This window comes from Vibrio crassostreae 9ZC13 (assembly GCF_000272045.2).
Classification (GTDB): domain Bacteria; phylum Pseudomonadota; class Gammaproteobacteria; order Enterobacterales; family Vibrionaceae; genus Vibrio; species Vibrio crassostreae_C.
This window is the reverse complement of record NZ_AJYZ02000042.1, coordinates 128,327-142,700: the sequence shown is the minus strand read 5'-3', so window position 1 is coordinate 142,700 and position 14,374 is coordinate 128,327. Positions and strand designations below refer to the sequence as shown.

9 protein-coding genes are annotated in these 14,374 nt (G+C 43.3%); all 9 read right to left on the bottom strand.

Annotation, left to right across the window (positions count from 1 at the left end; translation table 11 throughout):
- Nucleotides 1–2 precede the first annotated feature (2 nt).
- Nucleotides 3–176 carry a ribosome modulation factor gene (gene rmf / locus A136_RS19245; protein WP_017059676.1) on the bottom strand — a complete coding sequence of 58 codons (174 nt, stop codon included), beginning with the start codon at nt 174–176 and terminating at the stop codon, nt 3–5.
- A 161-nt stretch (nt 177–337) separates the two neighbouring features.
- Entirely contained in the window at nt 338–2,074 is a 1,737-nt protein-coding gene (locus A136_RS19240) for a DUF3466 family protein (RefSeq protein ID WP_017063850.1), read from the bottom strand.
- A gap of 9 nt (nt 2,075–2,083) precedes the next feature.
- Nucleotides 2,084–4,000, bottom strand: a complete 1,917-nt coding sequence (locus A136_RS19235; RefSeq protein WP_017063849.1) for an ABC transporter ATP-binding protein — start codon at nt 3,998–4,000, stop codon at nt 2,084–2,086.
- Nucleotides 3,978–4,238 (bottom strand): glutaredoxin family protein, encoded by a 261-nt coding sequence (locus A136_RS19230; RefSeq protein ID WP_019823251.1) that lies wholly within the window; start codon nt 4,236–4,238, stop codon nt 3,978–3,980. The genes A136_RS19235 and A136_RS19230 overlap by 23 nt, the downstream gene beginning before the upstream one ends.
- A 25-nt stretch (nt 4,239–4,263) precedes the next feature.
- The gene (rlmKL, locus tag A136_RS19225) at nt 4,264–6,384 is read right to left on the bottom strand and encodes a bifunctional 23S rRNA (guanine(2069)-N(7))-methyltransferase RlmK/23S rRNA (guanine(2445)-N(2))-methyltransferase RlmL (RefSeq protein WP_017059679.1); all 2,121 of its coding nucleotides are present in this window, start codon (nt 6,382–6,384) and stop codon (nt 4,264–4,266) included.
- 507 nt (nt 6,385–6,891) lie between these two features.
- On the bottom strand, nt 6,892–7,440 hold the full coding sequence (locus tag A136_RS19220) for a cell division protein ZapC (protein WP_017063848.1): 549 nt from the start codon (nt 7,438–7,440) through the stop codon (nt 6,892–6,894).
- A gap of 206 nt (nt 7,441–7,646) precedes the next feature.
- On the bottom strand, nt 7,647–8,657 hold the full coding sequence (gene pyrD / locus A136_RS19215; protein WP_017063847.1) for a quinone-dependent dihydroorotate dehydrogenase: 1,011 nt from the start codon (nt 8,655–8,657) through the stop codon (nt 7,647–7,649).
- A gap of 330 nt (nt 8,658–8,987) precedes the next feature.
- On the bottom strand, nt 8,988–13,829 hold the full coding sequence (locus tag A136_RS19210; RefSeq protein WP_017063846.1) for an NAD-glutamate dehydrogenase: 4,842 nt from the start codon (nt 13,827–13,829) through the stop codon (nt 8,988–8,990).
- A gap of 228 nt (nt 13,830–14,057) precedes the next feature.
- Nucleotides 14,058–14,276: a DUF2835 domain-containing protein gene (locus tag A136_RS22410; RefSeq protein ID WP_081325156.1), complete on the bottom strand. Its 219-nt coding sequence runs from the start codon at nt 14,274–14,276 to the stop codon at nt 14,058–14,060.
- Between the last annotated feature and the right edge of the window lie 98 nt (nt 14,277–14,374).

Below are 14,374 nucleotides of genomic sequence, written 5' to 3'. Positions count from 1 at the left end.
ATCTACTTATAGAGACCTGATTGCTTATCATCTTTGGCGTCACGCCATCCACCTAACCAATAAGAGCGAGAATCCATTTGGCTATATGGGCAAGCTTCTTGCGACCGTCCATTTAAACCAGCCTTGTAACCTTGAGATTGTGCTCGCTCTAGTCGATCACGCTTTTGTCTCTTCATAGTGCAGTCCTCATACGGGTGTTCCATTTACTAACATACAATGATTACAACTTTACGGAGTTTTTGTGACTCCAACTTTAAGAATCGGTCAAATTTTCACTTTTCTCAAGGCGAAAAAAAGCCCGAGTTCAGAATTGTGAACTCGGGCTCAGGAGATAAAATTATTTAAATTTTCTGCGGAACCCTAATAGACCAAGCACAGTCAAAGTTAACCAACCTAGGCTACCACCTTGGCGATCTACTTTCTCGGTATCTGCGCTACGAGTTTGAATATCATCTTTAGTTGCACCAGCAATTGGAACCAGTTTAACGGCTACAACCTCTTCTACCGCGTTAGATGAAGCGCCACCACAGTAAGAGTTGTGTGATGTTGTATCATACGCTTGTGCCTTGCCACCCACGGTACATTTTATAGCAGTACCAGAGATAACACCTGCATCATTAATATCTGTTGCATCAATAATTCGGAAATAATTATTAGCATCAGAGTAGTCTTGACCATCAGCATTTGCACCATTGGTCAGATCATCTAGCCACCAAGCCTGATTGTTAAATACTGCGTCAACTCTCACATTATTTGGAGCCTCAACAGCATAAGGGTAAATAAAACCACGGTGTCTACGCTCACTACCATCAACTTCACGAGTCGTTTCCGCATCAATTTGGCCTACAAATTCATTGTAGTTATTTACCGCTTTAGCTTCACCGCTTGAGCCACTGAAGAAGATACCGCCAGACAAATACGTTGCTGTTGGGTTTTTAGCATCCGTTACAATAAAAGGCTTATTACCGGCACTACCATTTTCAGGAACATAACCGTTACGTTTTGAATATCCAACTGCAAACAAGTTGTCGTTAATATCGGTTGCTACTGAGTTACTGTATCTAGCATCATCGTTAGATGAACCAGACTTAACCTCTGCACCGCTAATTTGTGTAGTTGTCCACGTTGCCGTAGCGAGATCGAGTGAAGTACTCACAAAGACACTTGCATTCATATCTTGTAGATCGCCGTTTCCATCAGCAGTATTATAGCCTACACCATAAAAAAGAGAGTCCGATTCAACAATTGAACGCATGCTGCCTTGGGCAAAATAATCGCCCTGTTGAGCGTTACCAGATCTAATCCAGTCGATCTCTTTCGTTATTGTGCCATCCCAAATAGCCGCCTTTGAACTAAACGTTGTATCTGACGTATCCGTTTTAGCTCCTTCCGTAGATACACTACCTACATTGTAAACTTTGTCGTTACTTGCTTTGATAGCGTGCCATGCACGAGTTTCCGAAGTGCCTGTTGGCCCATTTGGTGTAGTTGTGAACATCGCGTTATTACGAATACCACCTTCAGATTTAACCCCCAAAGGCTCAACTTCATCGGCATCGTTTATATAAAGCGAGTTAATTACCGTATTGCGGCTATCAAAGGTTTCGCCACCTTCAACAAAGGCTTTCGCATTGACATGAGTAAGGTCGTTTCTTTCCTTATTCCAAGTATCATTCCAACGATTTTGAGCCCAGCTTTCACATGTAGAATATCTTAGCTCTCGATAGCAGTAGTTTTCAAAATCATCAAACTCTTGAATATATTGAAACGGAGCGTCCATCGCGAATGGTACTTCTTCACGATAGCTAACAGCTTCAACAGTATCGCGTGTTTCGCCGGCGAGTTTAAATGAGCTGTCACCACAATTTTCCGCATTTGACGCAAAACACCCTTTCGCAAGTACTACACCACCAGCATCCTTTGCAACACCAGGCTGAATCGCGACACCAAATATCTCTGACGCACCAGTAATTGAAGGCGTTACTTCAACTACCTTGTAAAGCGCAGCGTTGGCATTAGTTGCAGCCAAAACTAGGGCTGCAACAGTTGTTAATTTGAATTTAGTACAAGTCATTATTACTTCTTAACTTTCCTGTTGTAGTGCCTCGAGCTCTTCCCAGCGCTCAAAAGCAACTTCAAGCTCCTGCTCTGCTGCAGATAGCTTATCTAATACTGGTTGTGTCTGCTCTACAGATTTTGAAAAGAAGCTTGGATCGTTGACTTCTTCCTGAAGAGTTTCAATTTGAGTTTCCAATTCTTCCAAACGCATTGGTAGCGCTTCTAGTTCTCGTTGTAGCTTATACGATAACTTCTTAGGTTTAGCCTTAACTGGCGCAGTTTTGGGAGTTTCCTCAACTACTTTCTCAGGCTTTGATGGCTTTTCAACCTGTCGGTACTCTAATGCTTGCTTTCTTTGCTGCTGAGCATCGTGGTAACCACCAACAAATTCTTCAATAACGCCATTACCCTCAAAGATCCAACTTGTCATCACTGTGTTATCAACAAACTGACGATCGTGACTCACTAAAAGCAGCGTACCCTGATAGTTGGCAAGCAAATCTTCTAAAAGTTCCAAAGTTTCGATATCTAGATCGTTGGTTGGCTCATCGAGAATCAACAAGTTGTTCGACTTAAGGAAAATACGCGCCAATAACAGACGGTTTTTCTCACCACCAGATAGTGCTTTAACAGGAGTGCGAGCACGTTTTGGAGAGAATAAGAAATCTTGTAAGTAGCTTAGAGCATGACGCTCACGGCCACCTACGGTCACTTCTTGCTTACCATCCGCGAGGTTATCAATTACAGACTTCTCAGGGTCTAGAATTTCGCGGTATTGGTCAAAGTAAGCGACTTCAAGCTTAGTACCACAATGCAAACGACCTGAATCAGGCTTAAGCTGGTCAAGAAGCAGCTTAAGTACCGTACTCTTACCACAACCGTTAGGACCAATCAGAGCGATACGATCGCCACGCATGATGTTGAAGCTGAAGTCCTTAACAATCTCTTTGCCTTCAAAGCCAAAGTTAAGATTCTCAGCTTCAAATACAATCTTGCCTGAACGCTGGCCATCGTCGATTTGGATAATCGCTTTGCCCTGCACTTCACGACGGTTCAAACGTTCTTCACGTAGCTTCTTAAGCGCACGAACACGGCCTTCGTTACGAGTACGACGAGCTTTGATGCCCTGACGAATCCAAACTTCCTCTTGAGCAAGCTTCTTATCGAATTCAGCGTTTTGCATTTCTTCTACACGAAGCGCTTCTTCTTTCTCAACAAGATAGTTTTCGTAATCACCCGGGAAAGAGCTCAATTTACCGCGATCAAGATCGACAATACGTGTTGCCATCGATTTAATGAACGCACGGTCATGCGAGATAAAGATGATTGAACCGCGGAAGTCTTTCAGGAAACCCTCTAACCATTCAATGGTCGCAACATCTAAGTGGTTAGTCGGTTCGTCAAGTAGAAGCACGTCAGGGTCACATACAAGCGCACGAGCAAGTGCTGCTTTACGTTGCCAACCACCAGACAAATCCGTCAGTTTGGTTTCTGCAGTTAGCTTAAGCGCCGCCAATACGTTGCTTACGCGATCTTCAAAGCGCCATGCATTCGCATGATCCAATTGCTCTTGAACACGAGTAAGACGATTTAGGTTCTTTTCACTAGGGTCAGTACCGATGAGATCCAGAAGATCATGATAGATCTTCAGCTGTTCACCGATTTCAGCTAGGCCACCAGCAACGTAATCATAAACGGTACCTTGCTCATTGCGCGGTGGATCTTGCTCAAGGCGCGACACAACCACATCTTGTGTGATTTGCATCTTGCCGTCGTCCATGATGATGTTTCCAGACAGGATTTTCATCAACGTAGACTTACCAGCGCCATTGCGCCCTACTAAACACACACGTTCGTTTTCTTGCAGTGCGAAGTCCGCACGATCTAATAACGGGTGATCGCCAAACGCTAATTGCCCATTATGAATTGTAAGTAATGCCATTCTTCTTTAACCAATCATTAAGTTCTAACAAGCCAAATGGCCAGTTAAGCTCTGAGCTTTGAGAAAGGTCAGAGCTTTCAAATTTGAGCACCGGAATAGTGACCCCGTAACGGGAAAAGAGCTCATCATCAAATGCAATGTCAACAACGTTGACGTGATGGCTAATGTTTAACTGTTCCGTGAGTTGGAATGCCATCTCACATAGATGGCACCCTTCTGTACTGTAGAGAGTCAGCACTATATATCCTTATACGATCTCTTAACTACTTATGTGTAATCAACCAGCAGTTATGAATGTGCTTATTGCGAGAGAAGTCCAATGGAAGTGTCTTCGCTGAGATATTCTGAGCCTTAAGACCTAACTCATCTAAAGCTTCCAAGTCCATTTTGAAGTGACGCTTGTTGTTAGAGAACACAATCGTGCCTTCTTCACGAAGAAGACGTTTAAGGTTTTCCATCAGCTGAATGTGATCACGTTGAACATCGAAAGATTGATCCATACGCTTTGAGTTAGAGAACGTAGGTGGATCGATAAAGATCAGATCGTAAGAGCCCTGCTCTTTAGCTAGCCATTGTAGACAGTCAGCTTGAACAAACTGATGTTGACGACCAACACGACCGTTAAGCTCCATGTTCTCTTTCGCCCACTCTAGGTAGGTATTAGACATATCAACAGTAGTTGTAGAACGAGCACCACCCACAGCAGCATGAACAGATGCACTTCCTGTATAAGCAAACAAGTTTAGGAAATCCTTACCTGCGGCCATCTCACCGATACGACGACGAGTGATCTTATGATCTAGGAACAACCCGGTATCTAGGTAATCATGAAGATTAACAATCAGCTTAACGCCATACTCGTTCACTTCTAAGTTCGATGAGTCTTGAGCCAATTTCTGGTATTGAGAACGGCCTTTCTGTTTCTGACGAACTTTAAGCACAACGTTGTTTGCTTCTACGCCTGTTACTTGAATAGAAGCACGGATGATATCGGTTAAGCGACGTTTTGCCTTCTCTTCCGGTACATCTTTAGGCGCTGCGTATTCTTGAATCACAAGGTGACCTGGGTATACATCAATCGCTACATTGTATTCTGGTAGGTCAGCGTCATAGATACGGTAGCAATCTAATTGCTCTTTCTTAGCCCACTTGCCAATTTTACCGATGTTCTTTTTAAGACGGTTCGCGAAATCAGGTGCAATCAATTGTTCTTGCTCGCCTGATGGACGCTCTGACATCGGACGATCTGAAATTGAGTAGTTCTTTTGGTGACACGGTAACGCACCGTTGTTCAACTTGAACTGTTTATCTGCACGCATGCGTAAGCAGCTTAGTAGCTCGTCTGAGCTAGAGAAGATAGATGCGTTACAGCCACCAAATTCAGCTTTAAGCTGTGCACCGAATGCTGTGTAAAGTGCAATAAGACCCGGCTCGGTACCAAGACGTTCACCGTAAGGCGGGTTAGAAACAATCACACCATCAGTAAACTCTGTAGGACGCTTAAGCTTTGCAGCATCGCCTACTTCGAATTCAATCAACTCTTCAACACCGGCACGACGAGCATTGTCACGCGCAGTTTTGATCATACGTTCATCATTGTCGTAGCCATAGAACTTACATTCCACTTTCTTAACACCACGACGACCTTGAACGTTCGCTTCAGCTTTCACTTCAGCCCATAGCTCTGGTTCGAAATCTTCTAGTGATTCAAAACACCACTTCTGACGTTTAACACCTGGAGCCATGTTTGCAGCCATCATCGCCGCTTCAATCACTAACGTACCTGAACCACACATTGGATCTAGGAAAGGCTTAGTTGCGTCCCAACCACTACGAAGAAGAATCGCGGCAGCAAGAGTTTCACGTAGTGGTGCTCGACCTGATTCAGGACGGTAACCACGTTGGTGAAGACCGCTACCTACCATATCAACACCAAGAATCGCTTTATCACGGTGTAAACGAACGTGGATACGAATGTCTGGGTTCTCTTTGCTAATAGAAGGACGAGGTAAAGACTTCTTCTCAAAGCAATCAACAACGGCATCTTTTACTTTCATCGCACCGTATTGGCTATTACGGATTTCGTTGTTCGTACCATTGAAGTCAACAACAAAACGCTTAGAGCTATGGAATTGATTTACCCAGTTAACCGCAGTGGTTGATAGGTACAAATCCATGTCGTCCATACAAGTGAATTCAGAAAGGACACGTACAAATCGAGAAGCCAAACGGCTCCACAAACAACAACGATAAATTTGCTCATTGGTCGCTTTGAATTTAACACCTGCTTGAACAGGTTTTGCGTTTGTAATCCCTAGTTGGGTTAGTTCTTCAACTAATAAATTCTCAAGGCCGTTTGAGGTAACCGCTAGATATTGATTCATAGTGTTCTTTTATTGATAAAAATGAGTTCGATTATACCTGAATTTGTAACTAGAGCATCACACTAAACACGTCTTTTCATTGAATCTTTCGACTAACTGGCTAGCAAATGCACAGTCTTGAAGCGATCGCTTACCCACATCCCCTTAGAACATAAGACCTATCAAACCAACTTCATTTCTGACCACTTATTAACCAAAGTAGCAATGTGAATTTATATTCACCTCAAAACTGGTATATACCAAAGGAGATTTATGGATGAAATTTAGCTACAAAAGACCAAAAACAGGGAATAAAGACGGTAGATTTACTCTTCTGGCGATGAAAACGGGCAGAAATTAAGGTGAAAAAATAGTCGTAAGTTCACTATTTAAATGGTTAAGCCGTGATGTATTTATCAGGATGAGGTTTTTTAGGCACAAAAAAATCGGCTAATGAGCCGATTCTGAGGAAGGTTTATACGTTTGTGTGCTGCGATGCGTGGTTGAAATGATGTGCTAGATTAGAGGTTAACCTACCATCGCTATGTGTGTCTGATGAAGGATAGCGTTCGCGTCTACCATTCTATCGTGCATCACCTTGATTGAGTCTCCAAATCGCAGTCCTTTTGAAGGCGTTAACAGGAACTCTTCTAGGTCAACAAATGCACATAGGCTCGCACACTCTCCCACTTCTAATACAATGAAATACCCTAAGCTATGCTCGTTATTCATTTGTACAATATCCCCTTCTTGAGGATATTCATGGCCAGTACCTTGTGAGTCGAAGAACCAACTCTTAGGCTGTACAGGCTTATGGAAACGCTTTGCTGCCACACAATAGAGTGCTAATTCAGCTTGACGAGGCTCAGACAGTTCTAAGCCAGAAATTTGTTCTTTGAAGGTTTGGTATGAAGATGCGTCATCAACGGTGAATTCATTATCTCGAAACGCGCAGTCCACCAGCTTATTGCGGACCAGATTCGTTTTGAAAATCATATCCTCTCCGAGGTTTAGCATTAATGAACATTGCTGCTCATCGTAATACCAACTCCATGTATCGCTAGGTTTAAGCATCATTTCGTCTCACACTGTTGAACCATTCCATTAGGTAAAACGCAAAATTACCTTCAATTACAGTAATTTTACTGAGCAATAGGCAAAAAAAAAGAGGAAATGAATTCCTCTTTCTTGTCGCTTTTCTCTACAACTCAGTGAGTTACAGTGTCTCTTTTATTAAGACGATGCCAGATTGTCGCTTTTCAGAAATAAAAGCGTCTTGCCGTTTAAAGATTTTTAACGATGTCACCTACAAGGCCTGGACCTTTGTAAATGAAACCAGAGTAAACTTGTACAAGCTTAGCGCCTGCCATCATTTTCTCTTTTGCAGCAACATACGAGTCAACACCACCTACTCCAATGATCGGCAGTTTGTCACCCAGCTCTTCGTGAAGTTTACGAACTACTTCAGTACTACGAGATTGAACAGGACGTCCACTTAGGCCACCCGCTTCATCACAATGTTTCATACCTTCAACGATTGAACGATCCAATGTTGTGTTTGTTGCGATCACACCATCGATCTTATTTTTGATCAATGATTCACAAATTTGGCGAATTTCGTCGTCGCTTAGATCCGGAGCAATCTTAAGAGCAAGAGGAACATATTTACCATGCTTCTCTTCCAGTTCAGATTGTTTCGTTTTAAGTTCAGACAATAGATCGTCTAGAGCTTCGCCGTATTGTAGAGAACGAAGTCCTGGAGTGTTTGGTGAAGAGATGTTCACAGCAATGTAACCAGCGTATTGATATACCTTCTCCATACAGATCAAGTAATCTTCAGCGCCCTTTTCAATTGGTGTGTCTTTATTCTTACCAATGTTAATGCCTAAGATGCCATCGTAGTTCGACTTCTTAACATTCTCAACAAGGTTATCGACGCCTAGGTTGTTAAAACCCATGCGGTTGATGATACCTTCAGCTTCAACAAGACGGAATAAACGAGGTTTGTCGTTACCCGCTTGCGGACGTGGAGTCACTGTTCCTACTTCTACGAAACCAAAACCCATTGCGCCAAATGCATCAATACATTCGCCGTTTTTATCTAGGCCAGCAGCAAGGCCAACTGGGTTTTTAAAAGTAAGACCCATGCACTCTACAGGTCGGTGAGGTAATTGTTGGCGATACAAAAGATCAATAGGTGTGCCTGTGAAGCGCTTGAAATTTTGAATTGCAAGATCATGTGCCTTTTCGGCATCAAGTTGGAAAAAGCCAGTTCTGGCTAGACGGTAAAGCATTGTGCCTCCGATAGAAAAAAGCCCCGTGTAAACGGGGCGCTATTATTTACTTATTTACCCAACTATTCAATCTATTACTGTCTGTAAGGGTAAGATAATCAAGTTTGCTAACGAATGAGGTTCATTATTAAGCAAACGTTATCGTTTCTTCAAGTTATTAAGCCATTTCTAATCTCAACCTTAGTACAGCCATCAGGTCACTTAACAACAAACAACGTTTGCGTCGAAGTTTGTTCTTCAAAAGTCGTTAGGCCTATTGTTTCCACTTTACCGAAACGAAAAAGGCAGACCTTTTGGCCTGCCCTTATACTTTTTCGTCTTATCTAGTAACTAGTCTTTTGACATGCAGTTTAGATTCAACAGCATCAATTCACGCAGTGCTACTGAGAACTTAGCAAACTCATGAACAGAACCTACTTTGAATTCGTTTAGGATGCTTTCCCAACGATGTAGAGAAACAGAGTTACTTTCCATCCAGTCATCAAGCGCTTTAATCACATCGATATCTGAAGCACAACCACAGTTAAGTACTTGACCAGTTAACTGGCGTTGCTGCCAATCCAGATCTTCTCTGAATGCTGCACGCGCCAGTGCTTGCCAGTTGTTGTCTATAGCTTGGCCATTGATTTGCTTCAAGAACCAGTGCAGTGACAAACGGTCGCCTAGGTTGAAGTAAAGCTTAGACGCTTGCTGTACTGTTTTACCTGTTTCACGAGCCACTGTAGATATATCCAGTGCTGAGTACAGGCTAGACAAACGAGCCACTGAATTAGCCAGCTCAGCGTTTACACCTTGGTCAATCCATACTTGAGCCATTGCTTGATGCTCTTCTACTTCTGAAGCCACTAGGTTTTCATCCAGCTTCTCAGTAATTGCGACGACATCACCTTGGTAAAGCTCAATCAATGCATTCACTGACTGTTTACCGGTACGGTTTCTTAGCAACCAGCGTGCTAGACGACGAAGCGTACGACGTACATGGTAAAGCAATTCGTATTGAGCTTCAGAACTTGAGATGTTGTCCAGTTCACGGATGCTCTTCAATACCTTACCCAGGCCGTAGATTTCACGTGATGCCGCGTAAGCATTCGCAATATCAACAATGTTCGCGCCCGTCTCTTCTTGCAAGCGAGTCACGAAGTTACAGCCCATCTCGTTAACCATTTGGTTAGCAAGCGCAGTCGCAATGATCTCTGCACGAAGTGGATGGTTATCCATGTGCTGAGAGTAGTTACGGCGTAACTCTGTTGGGAAGTATTGCATCAGTTGTTGAGCATGGAACTCATCATTCGCAATGTCATCACTCACAAGATCTTCTTTTAGTACCATTTTACCGTAAGCGATCAATACTGATAGCTCTGGTCTTGTTAGTGCTTGGCCCTGCTTCTCACGTTCTAGCAGCGTTTCGTCATCTGGGATGTATTCCAAACCACGGTCTAAGTACCCGGCTTTTTCCATTGTGTGGATAAAGCGGATTTGCTCTTTCACTAAGCCTACACCTTGATGCTCAGTAACAGAGATAGACTCAGCTTGGCAGTAAGCGTCGTCTAGTACGATTTCACCTACTTCATCTTCCATAGATTCAAGAACTTGGTTACGTTGCTTAACGGTAAGATCACCATTAGACACCAAGCCATTCAAGAAGATCTTAATGTTAACTTCGTTATCCGAGCAATCTACACCACCAACGTTATCGACAAAGTCAGTATTAACTCGACCGCCCGTTAGAGCGTATTCAATACGACCCAATTGAGTCATACCCAAGTTACCGCCTTCACCAACAACCTTAGCTTTCAGGTCACGGCCATCGATACGTAGCACGTCATTTGCACGGTCACCCACATCGGTATGAGTCTCACTAGAAGACTTAACGTAAGTACCAATACCGCCGTTCCAAAGTAGATCAACTTTCATAGACAAGATCGCTTTGATCAAGTCGTTTGGTGCCATTGATGCTTTCTTGGTACCCAGCATTTTCTGAATTTCAGGTGTCAAAGAGATAGACTTCGCTCGGCGAGAGAAGATGCCACCACCTTGAGAAATCAGGTCTTTATTGTAATCTTCCCAACTTGAACGAGGCAGATTAAACAGACGGTCACGCTCTACCCAGCTTGATGCTGATTCTGGATTCGGGTCAATGAAGATGTGCATGTGGTTAAACGCAGCTTGCAAGCGAATGTGCTTAGATAGCAGCATACCGTTACCAAATACGTCACCCGCCATATCACCCACACCAATGGCAGTGAAGTCTGTGCTTTGACAGTTAATACCCATTTCGCGGAAGTGACGTTTAACCGATTCCCAGCCACCTTTCGCCGTGATACCCATGGCTTTGTGGTCGTAACCGTTAGAGCCACCCGATGCAAACGCATCACCTAGCCAGAAGTTGTACTCTTCAGCTACTGAGTTCGCTAGATCTGAGAATGTCGCGGTGCCTTTATCGGCTGCAACAACCAAGTATGGGTCATCTTCATCGTGACGAACAACGCTCTTAGGTGGGATAACCTCACCTTCAATGATGTTGTCTGAAACGTCTAGCAATGCACGGATGAAGCGCTTGTAACAACGTTGACCTTCAGCAAAGATCTCGTCTCGGCCAGACATCATGTGTTGACGCTTACAAACGAAACCACCTTTAGCACCAACCGGTACGATAACCGTGTTCTTAACTTGTTGCGCTTTAACTAGGCCTAGAATCTCAGTACGGAAGTCCTCTTGACGGTCTGACCAACGTAAACCACCGCGTGCTACTTTACCGCCACGTAAATGCACACCTTCAATGTCTGGTGCGTAAACGAAGATCTCAAACGCAGGAACCGGCGCAGGGATATCTGGAATCTCGCTTGGTCTCATTTTCAGAGCCAACCAAGGTTTAGACTGCTTATTCTCGTCTACTTGGTAGTAGTTAGTACGAAGCGTTGCAGTGATCATTTCCATGTAGCGACGAATGATACGATCATCATCCAAGCTTTCTACATGATCCAACTGTTCAGTGATCTTCTTAATAAGATCTTGTTGGCCTTTTACGCTGCCCTTCAGTTTCGGGTCAAAACGCTTGCCGAATAGGCTCACTAGCCCTTTCGCTAATTCTGGGTAATGAGACAATGTGTCTTCAATGTATTGTTGGCTGAATGGGAAACCAACTTGACGCATGTAACGAGCATAAGCACGTAAGATTGAGATTTCACGGCCAGAAAGACCAGCGCCAAGTACTAAGCGGTTGAAACCATCGCTGTCTAACTCACCCGCCCAGATTGCCGCAAAGGCTTGTTGGAAAAGATCGCGAGCTTCACGAAGATCAATGGTCTTATCGCTCTTGTGCAGCATAGAGAAATCAAGGATCCAATAGGTCACACCGTTGGTTTTACGCACTTCATATGGAGATTCACCGATAACGCGTAGGCCAAAGTTTTCAAGCATTGGCATAACATCAGAAAGGTGAATTGGCTCATCGCTGTGGTAGAACAACTTCAAACGAACGGCTTTTGAATCTGCCGCTTCTTCTTGAGGACGGTAGAAAAGCATACCCAGTTTGTTGTCTTCACTTAGCGCTTCTAAACGTTCAATGTCGGCAACAGCAGAACCTGGCATCATGTCTTCTTTGTACGAACGTGGGAATGCACGCATGTACTCTTTCGACAATGGAAGACCTTTGCTTTCACCGAAGTTTGCAATGATAGATTCAGACAGACGGTCATCCCACGTAGACGATACTTCCATTAAATTTTGCTCAATTGTTTTCACGTCCACATCCATGTTGTTGTTATCAACACGAACAATATAGTGCGTTCTTGCTAGCGGGCTTTCAGAGAAGTACGTTGTAAATTCAACCTCTTCTTCACAACCAAAGTACTGTTTCAAGATGCGCTGTGTTTGGCGACGAAGCTCAGTGTTGTAACGATCTTTTGTTACGTAAACCATGCAGCTAAAGAAACGACCAAACGGGTCTTTGCGAACAAACAAACGCAGGAGATCGCGATCTTGCATTTGTACTACGCCCGTACCGACTTCTAGTAGCTCTTCTTCTCGAGCTTGCAGCAGTTCATCACGTGGGTAGTTTTCAAGAATGTTGTGCAGCGCTTTGTAAGAGTATGAACCTTCACGGTAACCACTCGCATCCAAAATACGTTCTACTTTCTCGCGAACAAGAGGAATCGTTTCAACGGTTTGGTTATAAACGGCAGATGTGTAAAGACCAGTAAAACGGTGCTCACCAATGACCTTACCGTTCTTATCGAACTTCTTAATACCAATGTAATCGTTGTAAGCTGGGCGGTGAATGCGTGAAGCCGTGTTGCCCTTGGTTACGATAAGCACATAAGGCTTTTTCGCTTCAAGACGTGCCGAATCAGAAAACTCAGATAGCTTAACGTTACGTACACGATCTGAGTTCGCAAACAAACCAAGGCCTTGCTCCTTGGTCGGTTGCAGTTCAGTGTCGCCGTTAACTGAAACTAGGTCATATTCCTTATAACCCATGAATGTAAAGTTGTGTTCACCTAACCAACGAAGAAACGCCAACGTTTCATCAAAACGTTGGCCATCTACAGGAATGCTCTCTTTCTGCTTTTCTACTTGATTGGTTACTTCTTCAAGTCGTTCTACCATCTTCAACCAATCGTTCACAACTAAGCTAGTATCGGTAAAGATATCCAGTAGCTCCGTTTTAAGAGCTGTCATTTCAGCTTTACTGCTAAGACGGTCAACCTCAATATGGAAAAGCGATTGGAATGCACCTTCGTTATTGCTTACACCGACAACACTGCCCTTATCTGAGCGAGAGATTTGTGTTGGGTTATGAAGCATAAGGTGAGAAGAAAGGTCTAGGCGAGTAAGTGCCATTTTTACGGAATCAACAAGGAATGGGCTGTCTGGAACGACTATCTCAACGATAGTGTGAGTAGACTGCCAGCCTTGACGACTTACCGTCGGGTTGAAAACGCGTACAGAGATTTCGTCGGCTTTCTTTTCATTGATGTGATGCCATAAGCTAACTACAGCACCATATAAATCGGATTCGTTTCTCTGAGTCAGATCGTCGTGAGAAACGTTACTAAACAAGTGTTGAGCAAGTTGAGTTACGAGAGGTCGATGAGCAAGGTCAAGTTTGTCTTGAATCAGCTTGTAAACTTTTTCAAGTAAAACTGGAACCACAGTTTCACGTGCGGTCATAGTCACACTCCACAATTAGAATTATATTTTATTATTAGGGGGATCACTTAATCTGGTGTTTGAAACGTGCCGTTGAGCGCTTTTCTACTAACGAGTTAAGCAAAGGTAATGCATTCATTTATTGTAAAAGCATTATTGAAAAATAGTTAATTGTTTTGGAGGTGGTAAGAGCTGAAATGTTTGATTATGTGATTAAGATTCCTTTTAACTCACTAGGCATGCCAAGGTTTACAGAGCTTCTAACTTAATAAACTTATTTTTTTGGTCAGTTGTCAGCCTAAACTGCCCTCTAACCCCTATTTGTGTAAGAAATGGTCTGAATCGAGTTGCAGGTAACTGTAAGCGTAAACCTGTTGTTGTTATCACTTGAACTTTACTTGCCGTACCAGAATAGCTGGCCAAAAACTGCTGATATGAGATGTTAAGTTGGAAAATATAGCGATTCATACGATACCTGTATAAATATACAGTGCCAGTGTTTTTTGGCACTTTTAGATGTCTGACAGTGAAACTGAACTTGAAGCTGCTCTAGCTTATCGAAAATT